The sequence below is a fragment of the Paenibacillus sp. cl6col genome, assembly GCF_900102125.1.
Taxonomy (GTDB): Bacteria; Bacillota; Bacilli; order Paenibacillales; family Paenibacillaceae; genus Paenibacillus_B; species Paenibacillus_B suaedae.
In genome coordinates this window covers 1-15,106 of sequence record NZ_FNAZ01000005.1, presented here as the reverse complement: position 1 = coordinate 15,106, position 15,106 = coordinate 1, and the positions used below count along the sequence as shown (strand labels likewise).

The following is a 15,106-nucleotide window of genomic DNA, read 5'->3' as shown; positions in this document are numbered from 1 at the left end:
ATGAAGGCTGGGCCTTCCTGTTTTTAGGGGAAACACAAAAAAATGATCCTTCTATGTGAACCAATTTGCCAGCAACTTGTATGCGTAGTAGACAACTCAGTTGAATATGAATGATAATAGCGTTACAGCACAGACATTCATCGTTGTAAAATAAAGTGAGGAGGAGGCAGATGCAGCGACGGCTCGTTATTCCACGATTATCATTCATGATGTTCATGCAATTTTTCGTATGGGGGGCTTGGTACGCCACTGCGGGGCTTACACTCAGCAAATATGGCTTGTCATCCATTATTGGAACCGCTTACTCCGTTGGAGCGATTGCATCCATTATTGCTCCTTTCTTCCTCGGCATGGTAGTTGACCGCTTCTTCGCCTCTGAGAAAGTGATGGGCCTCCTTCATCTTGCAGGCAGTGCACTTCTATGGATGGTCGGCAGGCAAGTCGAGGCAGGCAGCGGAACAACGCTGTTGTGGACGCTTTTTCTGTATATGCTGTGTTATATGCCTACACTGGCACTAAGCAACAATGTAGCTTTTCACCATATTGCGGATGCTGCAAAGACATTCCCGATGATTCGTGTGTTCGGCACAATCGGATGGATTGTGGCAGGCGTCCTTATCGGCCAACTGGGCTACTCCGACAGTTCCTTCATCTTCTACATCTCTGCTATTGCATCCCTCTTGCTCGGTATATTCAGCTTCACTCTGCCCAATACGCCCGCTCCCGCCAGAGGAAAGCCTCTCTCTGTTCGCGACCTGCTCTGTCTTGACGCGCTGCAGATGCTTAAGGAGCGAAGCTATTGTGTTTTCATCATCTGCTCGATGCTTATTTGCATCCCACTTGCAGCCTATTATTCGTTTGCGTCTCCCTTCTTAGAGGCTGCTGGGTTCGCCAATGTAGGCAGCGTGATGACGATCGGCCAGATGTCGGAAATCGCTTTTATGCTGCTTATCCCGTTCTTCTTCCGCCGCTTAGGCATCAAAATCATGCTCCTGATCGGCATGCTTGCTTGGACACTTCGTTACGTCCTATTCGCCTTCGGTGCGCCTGATCAGATTGGATCACTCATGATCGTAGGCATCGCTCTCCATGGCATCTGTTATGATTTTTTCTTTGTAACCGGATTCATCTATGCCGAGCAGCAAGCAGACAGCCAAGTAAAGGGGCAGGCACAAAGCTTGCTGCTCCTGTTCACGCAGGGAATCGGCATCTACTTCGGCTCACTTATTGCCGGCAGTCTGTTCAACGATACCGTGACAGCTAACGGAACGGCTGCGCTTGCACAATGGAAGAGCTTCTGGCTGTACCCGGCAGGCGCTGCGCTTGTCGTGGCACTGTTGTTCCTGCTGCTGTTCAAATCGAAACCATCCACACATGCTGTTCACCAGCATGATGCGGCATTTGAAAGGAGATAAGCGTAATGAATCGTACGAAAGTAGCCATTTGCGGCGCTGGCTTCGTGGCCGACATTCATATGGAGTCCTTTACCCGATTCGTTCCAGAGGCAGAGGTAGTCGCTGTCTATGCCCGCAATCGTGAGAAAGGAGAAGCATTCGCTTCACGGCATGGAATACCGCAAGTGTATACAGACATGGATGAGCTGTTGGCGCATTCCGGTTGTGAGGTTGTGGACATCTGCCTGCCGAACTTCCTCCATCACCGCGTATGTATTGCGGCTGCGCAAGCGGGCAAGCACGTTATCGTAGAGAAGCCGCTATGCGTTACCTTGGAAGAGGCCGACGAGATGATCGAGACATGCCGCAGCGCAGAAGTGAAGCTCATGTATGCGGAAGAGCTCTGCTTCGCGCCGAAGTTCGAGCGGGTGCGCAAGCTGATCGAGCTGGGAGCCGTTGGCGATGTGTATATGCTGAAGCAGGCAGAGAAGCATTCTGGTCCGCACAGTGATTGGTTCTATGACATCAAGCAGGCTGGCGGTGGCGTGCTCATGGATCTGGGCTGCCATGCGCTGCAATGGTTCCGCTGGATGATGGGCGGCGCCAAAGTGAAAAGCGTATATGCGACAATGTCTACTGTACTGCATGGCGCGATAACGAAGGGCGAAGATAATGCGGTTACGATCGTAGAGTTCGAGAATGGTGTAACGGCAATCGCGGAGGACAGCTGGGCGAAGCCTGGCGGGATGACAGACAACATAGAAGTATACGGTACGAAGGGAGTAAGCTATGCAGACCTCTTTCAAGGCAACGCTGCTCTGACCTATAGCGAACATGGCTATGATTATGCGATGGAGAAGGCAGGCTCCACCCAAGGGTGGTCGTTCACCATCTATGAAGAAGCATTCAATCAAGGATATCCACAGGAATTGAAGCACTTCATTACCTGTGTCCGGCAAAATCTAGAGCCTTGCGTAACAGGCGAGGACGGGCGTGCCGTACTCGAAATCATCTACGCAGCATATGCCTCCGCCCGATTAGGGCGCAAGATTGTGCTGCCATTCCACGCAGCCGTACAGCGGCCGATTGATTTATGGCTGGGTACGGAGAATTAGGTCAGATCGTAAATCATCAATTCCCTTGTGGCAACGAGAAGAAGGCTAGTACTTCCCAGTTAGGGACGTACTAGCCTCATTGTTCTTTCTATTAAAAGGGATTATGAATATATGTTCCAATCCGGATACCCAAATACAAGTACATCTTAGGTAAGTGTAATTTCTTTCATTTCGAGTGGCATCGATTGCTCCGCGGCCTCTGCCTTGCCTTGAACAGCCTTCTGATGCTGCTTCAATCGAACCCTCCAATCGTTCATCTCCTGATCCGTCAATACATGGAACGTCTCAACCTTCCTGCTCGTTCCATCCTTAAGAACGACGACGAACTTGGGGAATACCGGTACGAACAAGATGCCCACTCGACCTTGCTCGACACGAATATCGACTACATCTGCCCATGCTGCGCGGAGCCCATATTCATTCCATATCGTCTCTTGGTCATAGGTCAATAGGATATTGGTTCCTGCTGTTAATGCACGCACGGATACGACGAGATTGCTCCCACAATAAGCGAATCCAATGCATGCAGCCGCTGCCAGGGCAATTCGCAAGCTGAGCGGCAATTTGAAATCGAGCACGGCCAGAACGATAAGGCCCGCCGAGAATAGAATACAAATGAATGCAATGAACAATCGGGCTGCTGCTTTCTGTTTCTGATATACGACATGATGCATAGCGCATTTCTCCCTTTCCCACAGGTTGTTCAGTAGCTTTATTCCCACTTCGACGAGCTGTACCGATTCCCCTTCCTACTCCATTCGACAATATGCCATTATTATTCTTATTATGCACCTGCACGCTCTATCTTCTCTCTTATGCTCGCCTTCTTTTGATTCACCAGAGTCAGCTGCGGCAAACAGATGCCTCCTAAAATCAGTACGATTCCTGCCCACTGCAACATCGTAACTTGTTCCCGGAGAACAAGTACAGACATCACTACCGCTGCCGGCAGCTCAGCCGCTCCTAGAATCGTGCCTAATCCAGAACCAATCTTCGGGACACCTATTCCGAAGAAAATGACTGGGATAATAATGCCCAGCAGCCCCATAGGTAATCCGAACTTCCACAATCCATCTACCAAGGTGCCATCCATAATTAATGCTGGCGGGAACATGAGGAATACAACAACCATTGCCCCCGTAATCATGGATAAGCTCTTCGTCAAAATAGGCACATCGGTTGCAACACGCCCACTCACAAAAATATATATCGCAAACGATATTGCGGAAATCATTCCGAACACCGCCCCTTTCCAGCTCAATCCGGACAATCCATGATCAGCGAGACCGCCCGCGAAGACAGTACCTACGAGCAGGATGATAACCGAAATGATCTTCATCGGTTCAGGGCGCGTGCGCGTAACAACCGCTTCCAGCAATACACCAATCCACGTAAATTGGAATAGAAATACAACGGCTATGGAGGCTGGCAATTCTCCTACGGCAAGGCCGTACGTAATCGAAGTGCAGCTCACAGACAATCCGCAAGCGAGCAGCACCGAGGCTTGCTTCCAGCGCAGCTTATGTCGTGAGAAGAGTAGTGTCATAACCACAAGCATCAGCCATCCAAAGAAATATTGTCCGCCTACAATCTCTGGAACGGTAAACCCTTCTCCGATCCCGAGCTTCATTATGGAAGACAGAGTTCCATAGCTGCAAGCCCCAAGGAATACAAGCAAAGCATACTGAAGTAATTTCATATTGATGTCAAGCTCCTCTCGCTTATACACGCAAAAAAGCCCCCTGCGTTCTAAGCAGGGGGCGAACGAAACCAAGCGCTGTGGCAATACAAAGCCATACGTTCTTCTACCGAACGCGGCCACTCACACGCCTTTGCAAAATTTCGCCTCTCTATTCACAGCTTCCGACACTGTAAATAGAGTTTGGTGCATACCGTTCTATTTATGCCCTTCCATTGTAGTAAGCTTCCTTCACGCTGTCAATGAATAGATTCAATTCGGGCAGCAGCAGAATCCAAGTAGTTCCTCCAACGACCGGCGCAACTTGTGTTACAATATAAGCATCATACGCTGTCAATAAAGATAGGAGCGGCACCATGTTAGCAATTATTTATGATTTGGAAATGACCGTAAAGCGCAAAAAAGGGGCGTTTGCCGAAATCATTGAAATTGGGGCGGTGAAAGTGACGGAGAACGAGGGAACATTCACCGTTGCTGACACGTTTCAAGCGTTCGTCAAACCGACTCTTTCCCCCAAGTTAACAGATGATACTGTTAATTTTACCGGTATTACACAAGAGGATATTACACATGCCTCCACCCTGCAGGATGTCCTTGATCAATTCATCGCGTGGATTGACACAGATGACTATGCACTATGTTCCTGGGGGCCGGATGATAAATCCCAATTCCTAAAGGAATGCCGCCAGAAGAAGATTCCACTGCACTGGCTTCGCAATCATAACAATTTGCAAAAGCAAGTATCTACTGCTCTGAAACGTGAGCATAATCAGCAGATTGGACTTAAGGCTGCGCTGGAAGCACTGGACGTCCCATTCGTCGGGAATCAGCACCGGGCACTGGATGATGCCTACAACACAGCACTCGTATATATACAGATGCAAGAGCACATTCAGTTGACTCGCAATGAGGTTCAAGAACATCCGAGCTATGAGAGCAATGTTGTATATCGAGATGATACAAGCAATGAGGATCGGGACAATCCATTCGCAGCGCTTGCCAATTGGAATATGGACGAAGACAAATAGAACACGGTTTGTCCCGAGGTGGGGCAAACCGTGTTCTATTACTTTCCCATTCTATATCAGGGTTGCAACGAACGAATAATTGCTGTTACGTAACTGCGAATTCATCCGGGTTCGGACCTACTCGCTTATCTTCGTTAAGTGCATCGATGCTGCTCAGCTCAGTACTGCTCAACTCGAAATCAAATACATTGAAGTTCTCGCGAATGCGCGATGGTGTAATTGACTTTGGAATGACGACATGGCCATGCTGCAAGTGCCAGCGAATAACCACCTGAGCTGGTGTCTTGCCGTGTGCAGCCGCGATTGCAGCGATCTCTTCATTCTGCAAAATATCTCCACCCTGCATCAGCGGGCTCCAAGCTTCCAAATAAATATCATGGCGCTGGCAATATTCACGCAGCTCGTTCTGAGCCAAGCGAGGATGGCATTCCACCTGATTCACAACCGGCTTCACGCTGCATTCCTGCGTCAAACGCTCCAAGTGAGGAATATGGAAGTTGGATACGCCAATCGAACGCACGCGTCCGTCTGCATAGAGCTTCTCCAATGCTTTGTATGTGTCCACATACAAATCCCGGGAAGGAACTGGCCAATGAATCAAATACAAATCTAGATAGTCGGTTCCCAACTTATGTAAGCTCTCATCGAATGCCTTCAGAGTTGCATCATATCCTTGCTCAGAATTCCATACCTTCGTCGTCAAGAATATATCTTCACGCTTCACACCTGACTCTTTAATTGCTTCGCCAACGCCTGCTTCATTCTGATAAATAGCTGCCGTATCGATTAAGCGATAGCCCGTCTCCAATGCAGTCTTCACTGCATCCTTCACCTGCTGTCCCTCTTCAACGCGCCATACCCCAAGACCTAGCTGCGGCATGCTCAAGCCATTGTTCAACGTAATTTGCATGTTCATTGCCTCCTTCATAAATATAGCAACAATTTCAGTATAGTCGTAAACGGCAGTCTGGTGCAAACCATCCTGTCCTACCTCATAACAAAGCTATTGTAAACGCGTTTCGGGCAAGCACATTTCACGATTTCCCAGAACTTAATATAACTTTGGAAATAAGTGGGCAGCTGCATTGACTTCCTATCCGGTTGCTGATAACATACTGCCATAACACCAATACCTTAGTTATCTTATAGGAAATATAATGATTAATCAACTATGAACAACGACTCATGACTTCTGTCGACCGGATCACCGGAGACGCATACCTAACTGCATGTTTAGGGGTGTCTTCGGTTTTTTTGCATTCATGTTCAAGGGAGGAATGTATATGAGCAGTCAACCAACGCAAATCGGGTTAGATACCATCCATCCGAAGTGGCTGGAGCGAATCGCAGAACAATTGAAAGGACTCAACTATGGATCACTGACCATCACGATCCATGACGGCCACATTGTACAGCTGGAGCGGACAGAACGCACCCGCTTCGAGCTGGAAGGCGCAAAAGAAAGGAGACAATCCCGATGAAAGTACAACGTCGTTTACCTGTACGTATCATCATCCTGCTTTCTGTGTTGACGCTCGCCTTGATGGCCTCCTGCGGACGCAGCGATTCAGGTTCAGGCAAACAGGGAGAAGCAGAAGGAGCTAAGCCAAATACTGCTTCTGAAGAGACTGTGGAACTGCAGAACATTTCCTACGATCCAACCCGTGAGCTATACGCTGATTTCAACAAGGCATTCGCCGCACACTGGAAAGAAGCGGCCGGACAGAACGTCACCGTGAAGCAATCACATGGCGGCAGCGGCAAGCAAGCACGCGCTGTCATCGACGGCTTGAAGGCCGATGTCGTCACCCTAGCCCTTGCGTACGATATTGATGCGATTCGCAAGGCTGGCTTGATTCAAGAGGGCTGGCAGACACGCTTTGAGCATAACAGCGCCCCTTACTACTCCACGATCGTGTTTCTTGTACGAAAGGGCAACCCTAAGGGAATACATGATTGGAACGATCTCATCAAGCCCGGTATTCAAGTCATCACACCGAACCCCAAAACTTCCGGAGGCGCCCGCTGGAATTATCTCGCCGCTTGGGGGTACGCCCTCTCTGAGAACAAACAAGATGAAGAGAAGGCGAAGCAATTCCTCTCCGCCCTCTATGCCAATGTCCCCGTACTCGATTCAGGCGCGCGCGGAGCAACGACCACCTTCGTGGAGCGAGGAATCGGTGATGTACTCATCTCTTGGGAGAATGAAGCTTTCCTCGCCACGAACGAGCTTGGGCAGGATAAATTCGAAATTGTCGTTCCTAAGCTAAGTATATTGGCAGAACCGCCTGTAGCGGTCGTCGACAAAACGGTGGATAAGCGAGGAACCCGCAAAGTCGCCGAAGCTTACTTATCCTATCTGTATTCAGAGGAAGGACAAGAAATTGCAGCAAAGCACTATTATCGCCCACGCTTAGAAGCCGTTGCGGCCAAGCACAAGGCACAGTTCCCCGAACTTAAGCTGCTCACCATTCAGGATGACTTCGGCGGATGGGAAGCCGCGCATCAGAAGCACTTCGCTGATGGAGCACTATTTGATCAAATTTATAAAAAGTAGAAGGGAGCACTGGATATCATGACCACACAATCCGCTCACCTTGACCGATCTCCCATCAAGCCGAGGAAAGCATCGTATTCGGTGCTTCCCGGCTTCCGCTTTACACTAGGCTATACGCTGATTTATATGTCTCTCCTCGTACTCATACCGCTGTCAGCCATCGTCTTGAAGTCATCTGAATTAACCTGGGGCGAGTTTTGGAGCACGGTGCTGGATGACCGTGTCATCGCAGCGTATCGGATCAGCTTTATCGTCTCTTGTGCCGCGGGACTCCTCAATGTCTGTTTTGGATTGATTGTCGCTTGGGTGCTTGTCCGTTATTCATTTCCGGGAAGGCGATGGATAGACGGCTTGATTGATCTGCCATTCGCACTCCCTACTGCTGTCGCAGGCATTGCTCTGACCTCCATCTATGCAGAGAACGGCTGGATTGGACAGCTGTTGTATCCGCTTGGCATACAGAGCGCCTATTCACAGATTGGCATCATGATCGCGCTGACCTTCATTGGCTTCCCCTTCGTGGTGCGAACCGTTCAGCCAATCTTAGAGCAATGGAGCACGGAAGTTGAGGAAGCAGCGGCAACCTTGGGTGCCAAGCGTTGGGCGGTATTCTCCAGAATCATTTTCCCCGAACTCATACCGCCGCTGCTGACAGGCTTTGCGCTTGCCTTTGCACGCGGAATTGGCGAATATGGTTCCGTTGTATTTATTTCCGGCAATATGCCATATAAGACTGAGATTGCACCGTTGCTTATTATGACGAAGCTGGAGCAATATGAATATGCCGCAGCCACGGCTATTGCACTTGTATTGCTTGTTATATCTTTTGTCCTGCTGTTTATCATCAATTTCATTCAATGGAGAATGGGCAGACGCGTTATGCCCCATTAGAGCCAATGAAGGATGAAACTGCACTCCGATTCACCCCATCAACAATACTTGAAAACGCGAAAACAAGGAGATCACCCGTATGACCGATACCTCATTGCTTACGGAACAACCTAAATCCCCCCCTCATACTAGGCGCAAGTCAATGGAAGGAGGACGCCCGCCATCGGCGCCGCAATCCCGCCCATGTACATCGGAATCCCCCTATGTCCGATACCTACTCATTACAGCTGCTCTAGGCTTTATTGCCCTTGTCCTTCTGCTCCCGCTTGCGGCCGTGTTCGTGCAAGCATTCAAGCGCGGAGCTGATGTCTATCTGGCAGCACTTGTTGACCCAGATGCCTTAGCAGCGATCAGGCTCACGCTTGTCACTGCAGCAATCGCCGTTCCTTTAAATGCAATTTTCGGCATTGCAGCAGCCTGGTGTATCACCAAATTTTCTTTTCGCGGCAAGCAATGGCTCATTACTATGATGGATCTCCCTTTCTCAATTTCGCCTGTCATTGCAGGCTTTTTATTTATTTTAATTTTTGGCTCAAACGGATGGTTTGGAGAGTGGCTGGACAATCAAAATATTCGAATCGTCTTTGCCCTGCCGGGCATTGTACTGGCTACTGTATTTGTCACGTTCCCCTTCGTTGCCAGGGAGCTCATTCCGCTCATGCAGACGCAAGGAATACAGGAGGAGGAGGCAGCGGCCACCTTGGGAGCGAGCGGGTGGCGAATGTTCTGGCGTGTGACGCTGCCCAATATCAAGTGGGGACTGTTATACGGCATAGTCATTTGTAATGCGAGGGCAATGGGGGAATTCGGGGCGGTATCCGTCGTATCGGGGCATATACGAGGCGAGACGAATACGATGCCGCTCCATATTGAGATTTTATACAATGAATATCAATTCTCGGCAGCATTCGCTGTGTCTTCACTGCTCGTATGTGTAGCATTGTTAACCATTGCATCCAAGCACTGGCTGACGCGCAAGGAGGATTGAGCTGGATAGGTCTCACTTGTCATCGCGTCCAGAATATCTATTGCGATCCGTTTCGCAGCATACGGACGCGCCAGACTCACCATGCTTCGCTTCATGGATTCAAGCAGGGCTGGCTGATTATACGCCTCGCAGAGTCTCATCGCCAGCTCAACGTCCTGCCGCACGACAACAGCTGCACCATGCCTTGCGAAATACCGAGCATTTTCCCGCTCTTGACCAGGCTGCGGGCGCGCGATAAATAGAGGCACCTGCATAGCGAGGGCTTCCGTTAGGGTTACACCTCCCGCCTTCGTAACCATTGCATCAGCGCATAACATCAGTTCATGAATAGCGGACACATAGCCGAAGACATGTACATTGCTCAATGAACGGAATTTCTCCTTGAGTTCTGTCTCCCAGCGTTCATTTCTGCCGCATACAATAACAACCTGGTGATTCGGAATTCGTTCTAATAGGCGAAGAAATCGATTGGATATTGCCTGTGCACCAAGCCCACCCGACATTACTAACGTAGTTCGAAGCCCCGAATGTAATCCATATTTATGGAATAGTGCTTCCACTTGCTCTTCATTCTGCATGGAGGACTGCATCGTGTACTGCTGAGAGTACAAGTCAAATTGATCACGAATTGGAATGCCGCTAACATGCACTAGATCTGGAGCGATTCCGGCTCTCATCATCTGTTCGGCTAATTCGACAGTTGCAACATAGTAGTGATCTGTGGTGGACAATATCCAGCGATGATGGAGATCGTAATCGGTGATGACCGTAAATGTGGGAATCGCTTTGTTCATCTGCCGGACAACTGATGAGACGTCGAAGTAGGGAAATGTACTGATAATGCCGTCAAGCCGATGCTCCAGCAGCAGCTGCTTCAGCTTGCGCTTGCCTAGTGTGAACCCTGTGCGCACAAGTGGATGTGTACGTTCAATTCGGCGCGTTGAATAGTAGCTCCAGCCATAATAGTGAATCCCGTATTGCGACATCGTCTGACTTTGCATAAATATAAACCGAAACATCGCATCCATCATCGGATGCGCCTCAGCCATCAAATCCACAACAATAACCTGCATGCCAAGCCGCTCCATGTGTCCTTTGAGCGCCTGCGTTACCATCCAATGCCCTTCCCCGAAACGGGACGTTAAGATCATAATCTTGTAAGCAGCTTTATGCATTCTTTATTTTCCCTCCTTTCCCTGAGATTATTTTATCTTTCTCTTCCTTCCCACGGATTATAACGTTGGTTCCTCATCAGAGGTTTAACGGAAGTTGGATGTTTTGTGAATATAAGCAAAGAGCCGCCCTAACCTCTCGGAGAGGCGGCGGCTTGCTGGCGGATAGCCTAATTACTGTTCTTCAGAAGATTCAGGCTGACGGAATGGATATTCATAATTAAGCGGCTCATCGAATGTCGCATAGTCGAAGTTAACCATCAATAGCATGATGCGTTGACCCGTTCTCGGATCGCTGATGATGAGATGATCACGACCAGCAGCCTCAATTTTACCGCGGAATATCTTCGCATTCCATTCCGAGTTGTTCTCATATGTCATATAGAACGTACCAATCTTGCCAAGATTCAATCGCAAAATGTTCTCGATAAAGGATTGTTCTTGCGGGAGCCCCGTCAGAACCGTGCCGGAAGGCGTAATCACATTACCGCTGGCGACCGAAGGAGGCATTGTTGCTGCCTGCTGCGTTGCAACCGGCTGCTGTATAGCTAATGGCTGTTGCATTGACATAGGCTGCTGCATTGGCATTGGCTGATTGGCGAAAGGCTGTACAGCTTGTTGCATTGGCATGCTCTGCATCGACATGTTCTGCATTGGCATACTCTGCATCGGCATGCTCTGCATTGACATGTTCTGCATTGGCATGCTCTGCATCGACATGCTCTGCATCGGCATGCTCTGCATCGGCATGCTCTGCATCGATTGCTGTGCCGGATATGGCGTCGGAGTTGGACTGATTGGGGCTTTTGATCCGCAACAAGATCCGCCTTTTGACGTGCTCATTGGAGAAATCGAACTATTACCGGATTGGTTCGGAGTTGGATAACCATAACTCATGTAATTCATGCTACACTCTCTCCTTTACAGTCTCATCTGGACTGATTTTTTAATGAAGCCTCGTTACCCCGAGTACACTGCTGGACTGTCGTCCCCAGTTGGGGAAAAGAAATAATGCGCTCGATACCGACCAGAATTTTGTTGATTGAACCACGTATCTGGGCACTCTTCCGCCCGCCTAAAGAACCACATTGCATAGGAAGCAGGCCAGGTGCGCTCTCCATTGATTGCGCGTTGAGCTAGACGAATATCAGCGTCACGAGCCCATTGATAGAAGCAGCCCTTCAGTGCCTGTTACCTCCCTCCCCCTTTCATTCGTTACCATCATATGTGCGAGTGCCTAATTGGTGACAAATGAAAAAAAGCCGGCTCCAATAGGAACCGGCTCATGGTCAGGTGCGAACACTTTTGTATAATTGGGATTGCTTATTTTACAGCTGCAAGCAAGTTTTTAGCACTTTGCTCAGCACGTTGCTTTGCGGAAGCAAGGATTTCCTCTGCACGATCAGGTGTTGCAGCCATGCCTTCTACTACGACATTCTCGTAATCGGTAATGCCGATAAAGCCCATGATCGTTTGCAAGTAAGAGTCAGTGAAGCGAAGACCTGTTGTTGGTCCTTCGGAGTAAACTCCACCGCGCGCTTCGATATGAACCACTTTCTTGCCTCCGAGCAAGCCTTTTGGACCTTCAGCTGTGTATTTGAATGTACGGCCAGCGATAACCACGTTATCGATATAAGCCTTAAGAAGCGTTGGGAAGCTCAGGTTCCACATTGGTGTAATGAATACCACTACATCTGCTGCAATAAATTGCTCCAAAATTTCGTTCATGCGGCCAAGTGTGCTTGTTTGTTCTGCAGACAACGCTTCACCAGCGGCAGCTTTACCCCAAGCATCCAACACTGTGCCGTCGATCAATGGAATGTTCTCTTCATACAGATTTACGCGCTCGATTTGTACATCCGCATCAGCTTGAAGTGCAGTCAAATAGTGCTCACCAAGACGAAGACCGAAGGACATTTCAGTTGGTTTAGGATTCGAATTAATAACAAGTACTTTTTTCATCATGTTCACCTCATAATTAAATTCGTATAACATTATTGCCTTACATTCAGTTCTGACAAGATAACTCATAGCCTGCGGCAAATTATGATGTTGACTCAAAATTGTCCGCTTATTTAATGTCATTGACTTACTTTATGTAAGTATAATAAATGTTATAACTTACTTTTGTCAAGTAAATGAGTTAAATTTATTTTTAATTTATATTTTGTATGCTTAACAAAGACAACTTGTCGTTCTGCTCTTTCTGACCCACCACCTAAGTGGCAGAAGCAGTTGCTTCGTCACGCCCACTCATCCGAGAAGCTCTCGCTCGAAGGAGAGCAAATGCATAAATGAGCAGCAACAATACCGCAGACAAAGAGGATACGAGGTACGTATTGCTATAAGTTGTGATTGATGCTACTGCACCAAGCAACAACGAACCGAGAGCCACGCCCAAGTCAATTGAATTGTAGAACATACCTGTTGCTGCGGCATGCTGGTCAGCAGGTACACGCTGCACAGCCCATGCCTGAAATGCAGGCTGCAGACTGCCATATCCAAGCCCGTACATAGCAGCGGCAAGACACAGCATCCCTGTCGATGCGCTGTAGGCCAAGACCACCAGCGAAGCTGCCAACATTATTCCTCCTGCAGGGACGACCGCGAGATGTCCCTTGCTGTCATACAACTTGCCAGCGAATGTACGGACAACCAATATAGATATCGCATTACATAAGAAGAATAGGCTCACATTCGCGATCCCTCTTTCCTGACCGAACATGGTTATAAAGGACAGGATACCTCCGTACGTGATGGTGACAAGAAAATTAAGCATACACGGCAGCAATGCCCGCCGATCAATCCAAGAGCCTTGCGGCCGAATGGTTGCTTGACTCGCAGGAGCTTTGGCACTGCGCAATAGGGGCAGCATTGGAAAAATAATAATGATAAGGACAAACGTCGTTCCAATTAAGTACTCATATCCGTAGCTTTGCAGCAGCCACAAACCAATAATCGGAGCTATTGCCATGGATAAGCTATTAGACAAGCCGTAATACCCCATTCCTTCGCCCATGCGTCGAGGAGGAATAATCCGCGTTGCCAATGTCCCTAGGGCTGTGCTCGTAATGCCAAATCCCGCCCCGTAAATCATGCGCACAAGCATGAACAAGGCCAAGGATGGTACAAATGCATAAGCGCCTGTCGACAAGGCATAAATGAGCAAACCGGCAATCAAAATGCTCATCGCTCGGAACCGATCAAAAAATCTTCCCGCAAATAGTCGGGTCACAATAGCCGACAAAGCGAACAAACTGACGACAAAGCTCACAGTCATGTTGTCTGCTTGATAGGCATCCTTCACATACGCTGGCAGCGCGGGCGTTATCATCAACAGATTCAGTGATACGAGAAAGTTCGAGCCAGCTAGCACTACAAATGGCTTCGTCCACAATGGCTGCTTTTCTTCAAGAATCTCATCGTTATTTCTATAGTCCACATTCATGTCTTTCACTTGTTCGCACCGCTTTCCTGACTCGCCGCTGCCAACCGTTCCTTCTCAGCTGCAGCAGAATTATCTTGAATCCGCTGCAGTTGTTGCAGCAGATGCTGCTCCTCGTCGCTTGAGAATCCCGCCATAACTTGAGCGATATATTCCTGCTCAATGGGAATCAACTGATCCACAATAGAGCGCCCGGCAGCAGTTACCGCCAACCGATATGCGCGCCGATCCTGTTCGCAGGTTCTGCGCTCTACCCACCCTTTGCGCAGCAAGTGCTGCACAATCCGTGTCAAGGTTGGCTGATCTTTCCCGCATCGCTCAGCCAATCCCTTTTGATTAATGCCTTCCTCTTCAACAAGACGGAACAGCACTCCCCACTGCTCAATCGTCATATCATAAGGGCGGAATCTCGCCCCTAACTCCGCAGCTACCTTACGGTGTGTCTGACCGAGCATGTAACCTACCCTTCGTTCCAAATGCAGTACCATTTTGTGTGTTACCTCCTAATATTTCACCTGCACAATCAGAAATAGTTGTTGCAACAACTATTAACTTGTCGTAACAACTATTATAACAATAAGCACTCTAATGTAAATAGTTATATATTAGTAAGCAGATTAGATCAAAAAAAGACGGTTCTATATTCTGAACCGTCTTTGGTCTTATATTATGAGGTGTAGGACTGGTCTGACACGCTTTGTACAATGCTTGACGACCCCATACCACCTGTTGATGCATAGCCTTCGGCCTGTTGAGTGAAAGCTGTAATGCTATTCACTTGACCTGTCGGCTGGAAGCTGTTCGGCACTACATTTTG

The 15,106-nt window shown here is 48.7% G+C and carries 17 protein-coding genes and 1 pseudogene; 7 read left to right on the top strand and 11 right to left on the bottom strand.

Annotation, left to right across the window (positions count from 1 at the left end; all coding sequences use genetic code 11):
* Nucleotides 1-170: 170 nt before the first annotated feature.
* Together BLS15_RS14405 and BLS15_RS14400 are read left to right on the top strand one after the other, a co-directional pair.
* Complete coding sequence (locus tag BLS15_RS14405; protein ID WP_090512200.1) at nucleotides 171-1,415, top strand: MFS transporter; 1,245 nt, start codon at nucleotides 171-173, stop codon at nucleotides 1,413-1,415.
* Between the two features lie 5 nt (nucleotides 1,416-1,420).
* Nucleotides 1,421-2,509 (top strand): Gfo/Idh/MocA family protein, encoded by a 1,089-nt coding sequence (locus BLS15_RS14400; RefSeq protein ID WP_090512196.1) that lies wholly within the window; start codon nucleotides 1,421-1,423, stop codon nucleotides 2,507-2,509.
* Nucleotides 2,510-2,655: 146 nt separating this feature from the next.
* Here BLS15_RS14400 and BLS15_RS14395 read toward each other — a convergent pair whose 3' ends face one another.
* The 3 genes from BLS15_RS14395 to BLS15_RS29835 form a co-directional block, all read right to left on the bottom strand.
* Nucleotides 2,656-3,183, bottom strand: a complete 528-nt coding sequence (locus BLS15_RS14395; RefSeq protein WP_021254195.1) for a hypothetical protein — start codon at nucleotides 3,181-3,183, stop codon at nucleotides 2,656-2,658.
* Nucleotides 3,184-3,293: 110 nt separating this feature from the next.
* Nucleotides 3,294-4,208: an EamA family transporter gene (locus BLS15_RS14390; RefSeq protein ID WP_090512637.1), complete on the bottom strand. Its 915-nt coding sequence runs from the start codon at nucleotides 4,206-4,208 to the stop codon at nucleotides 3,294-3,296.
* Nucleotides 4,209-4,410: 202 nt separating this feature from the next.
* Complete coding sequence (locus BLS15_RS29835) at nucleotides 4,411-4,545, bottom strand: hypothetical protein (protein WP_260612273.1); 135 nt, start codon at nucleotides 4,543-4,545, stop codon at nucleotides 4,411-4,413.
* A gap of 19 nt (nucleotides 4,546-4,564) precedes the next feature.
* On the opposite strand from BLS15_RS29835, the gene BLS15_RS14385 reads away from it, so the two are divergent.
* Nucleotides 4,565-5,236 (top strand): 3'-5' exonuclease, encoded by a 672-nt coding sequence (locus BLS15_RS14385; protein ID WP_090512191.1) that lies wholly within the window; start codon nucleotides 4,565-4,567, stop codon nucleotides 5,234-5,236.
* An 85-nt stretch (nucleotides 5,237-5,321) separates the two neighbouring features.
* Here the strand turns inward: BLS15_RS14385 and BLS15_RS14380 are convergent, their stop codons facing one another.
* A complete protein-coding gene (locus BLS15_RS14380) occupies nucleotides 5,322-6,146 on the bottom strand; it encodes an aldo/keto reductase (RefSeq protein ID WP_090512186.1) in 825 nt (274 codons plus the stop codon).
* A gap of 373 nt (nucleotides 6,147-6,519) precedes the next feature.
* Between BLS15_RS14380 and BLS15_RS14375 the strand changes: the two genes are divergently transcribed.
* The 4 genes from BLS15_RS14375 (at nucleotide 6,520) to cysW (ending at nucleotide 9,672) form a co-directional block, all read left to right on the top strand.
* A complete protein-coding gene (locus tag BLS15_RS14375) occupies nucleotides 6,520-6,717 on the top strand; it encodes a YezD family protein (protein WP_021254199.1) in 198 nt (65 codons plus the stop codon).
* Complete coding sequence (locus BLS15_RS14370) at nucleotides 6,714-7,793, top strand: sulfate ABC transporter substrate-binding protein (protein WP_090512180.1); 1,080 nt, start codon at nucleotides 6,714-6,716, stop codon at nucleotides 7,791-7,793. Before BLS15_RS14375 ends, BLS15_RS14370 begins: the two co-directional genes overlap by 4 nt.
* Nucleotides 7,794-7,811: 18 nt before the next feature.
* Nucleotides 7,812-8,684 (top strand): sulfate ABC transporter permease subunit CysT, encoded by an 873-nt coding sequence (gene cysT / locus BLS15_RS14365; protein ID WP_021254201.1) that lies wholly within the window; start codon nucleotides 7,812-7,814, stop codon nucleotides 8,682-8,684.
* A gap of 142 nt (nucleotides 8,685-8,826) precedes the next feature.
* Nucleotides 8,827-9,672, top strand: coding sequence for a sulfate ABC transporter permease subunit CysW (gene cysW, locus BLS15_RS14360; RefSeq protein ID WP_090512633.1), 846 nt, complete (start codon nucleotides 8,827-8,829; stop codon nucleotides 9,670-9,672).
* On the opposite strand, the gene BLS15_RS14355 is transcribed toward cysW, so the two are convergent.
* The 7 genes and pseudogenes from BLS15_RS14355 to BLS15_RS14325 form a co-directional block, all read right to left on the bottom strand.
* Nucleotides 9,576-10,847 carry an MGDG synthase family glycosyltransferase gene (locus BLS15_RS14355; protein WP_090512174.1) on the bottom strand — a complete coding sequence of 424 codons (1,272 nt, stop codon included), beginning with the start codon at nucleotides 10,845-10,847 and terminating at the stop codon, nucleotides 9,576-9,578. The two genes, cysW and BLS15_RS14355, sit on opposite strands and share 97 nt — an antisense overlap.
* Before the next feature lie 171 nt (nucleotides 10,848-11,018).
* Nucleotides 11,019-11,408, bottom strand: coding sequence for a spore coat protein GerQ (gerQ, locus tag BLS15_RS14350; RefSeq protein WP_231515121.1), 390 nt, complete (start codon nucleotides 11,406-11,408; stop codon nucleotides 11,019-11,021).
* Complete coding sequence (locus tag BLS15_RS29480) at nucleotides 11,329-11,661, bottom strand: hypothetical protein (RefSeq protein WP_021254205.1); 333 nt, start codon at nucleotides 11,659-11,661, stop codon at nucleotides 11,329-11,331. Before BLS15_RS29480 ends, gerQ begins: the two co-directional genes overlap by 80 nt.
* 143 nt (nucleotides 11,662-11,804) lie before the next feature.
* Nucleotides 11,805-12,026: pseudogene (locus BLS15_RS14340) on the bottom strand (cell wall hydrolase); the annotation flags it as partial.
* 141 nt (nucleotides 12,027-12,167) lie between these two features.
* Entirely contained in the window at nucleotides 12,168-12,806 is a 639-nt protein-coding gene (locus BLS15_RS14335; RefSeq protein ID WP_028532675.1) for an FMN-dependent NADH-azoreductase, read from the bottom strand.
* A 256-nt stretch (nucleotides 12,807-13,062) separates the two neighbouring features.
* A complete protein-coding gene (locus BLS15_RS14330) occupies nucleotides 13,063-14,292 on the bottom strand; it encodes an MFS transporter (protein WP_051614103.1) in 1,230 nt (409 codons plus the stop codon).
* Nucleotides 14,293-14,297: 5 nt separating this feature from the next.
* Nucleotides 14,298-14,777: a MarR family winged helix-turn-helix transcriptional regulator gene (locus tag BLS15_RS14325; RefSeq protein ID WP_081819899.1), complete on the bottom strand. Its 480-nt coding sequence runs from the start codon at nucleotides 14,775-14,777 to the stop codon at nucleotides 14,298-14,300.
* Nucleotides 14,778-15,106: the final 329 nt, after the last annotated feature.

Bases quoted from the DNA above. Each gene is read 5' to 3' on its own strand.
- BLS15_RS14405 (WP_090512200.1), top strand. From the start codon at position 171: ATGCAGCGACGGCTCGTTATTCCACGATTATCATTCATGATGTTCATG.
- BLS15_RS14400 (WP_090512196.1), top strand. From the start codon at position 1,421: ATGAATCGTACGAAAGTAGCCATTTGCGGCGCTGGCTTCGTGGCCGAC.
- BLS15_RS14395 (WP_021254195.1), bottom strand. From the start codon at position 3,183: ATGCATCATGTCGTATATCAGAAACAGAAAGCAGCAGCCCGATTGTTC.
- BLS15_RS14390 (WP_090512637.1), bottom strand. From the start codon at position 4,208: ATGAAATTACTTCAGTATGCTTTGCTTGTATTCCTTGGGGCTTGCAGC.
- BLS15_RS14385 (WP_090512191.1), top strand. From the start codon at position 4,565: ATGTTAGCAATTATTTATGATTTGGAAATGACCGTAAAGCGCAAAAAA.
- BLS15_RS14380 (WP_090512186.1), bottom strand. From the start codon at position 6,146: ATGCAAATTACGTTGAACAATGGCTTGAGCATGCCGCAGCTAGGTCTT.
- BLS15_RS14375 (WP_021254199.1), top strand. From the start codon at position 6,520: ATGAGCAGTCAACCAACGCAAATCGGGTTAGATACCATCCATCCGAAG.
- BLS15_RS14370 (WP_090512180.1), top strand. From the start codon at position 6,714: ATGAAAGTACAACGTCGTTTACCTGTACGTATCATCATCCTGCTTTCT.
- cysT (WP_021254201.1), top strand. From the start codon at position 7,812: ATGACCACACAATCCGCTCACCTTGACCGATCTCCCATCAAGCCGAGG.
- cysW (WP_090512633.1), top strand. From the start codon at position 8,827: ATGGAAGGAGGACGCCCGCCATCGGCGCCGCAATCCCGCCCATGTACA.
- BLS15_RS14355 (WP_090512174.1), bottom strand. From the start codon at position 10,847: ATGCATAAAGCTGCTTACAAGATTATGATCTTAACGTCCCGTTTCGGG.
- gerQ (WP_231515121.1), bottom strand. From the start codon at position 11,408: ATGCAACAGCCATTAGCTATACAGCAGCCGGTTGCAACGCAGCAGGCA.
- BLS15_RS14335 (WP_028532675.1), bottom strand. From the start codon at position 12,806: ATGAAAAAAGTACTTGTTATTAATTCGAATCCTAAACCAACTGAAATG.
- BLS15_RS14330 (WP_051614103.1), bottom strand. From the start codon at position 14,292: ATGAATGTGGACTATAGAAATAACGATGAGATTCTTGAAGAAAAGCAG.
- BLS15_RS14325 (WP_081819899.1), bottom strand. From the start codon at position 14,777: ATGGTACTGCATTTGGAACGAAGGGTAGGTTACATGCTCGGTCAGACA.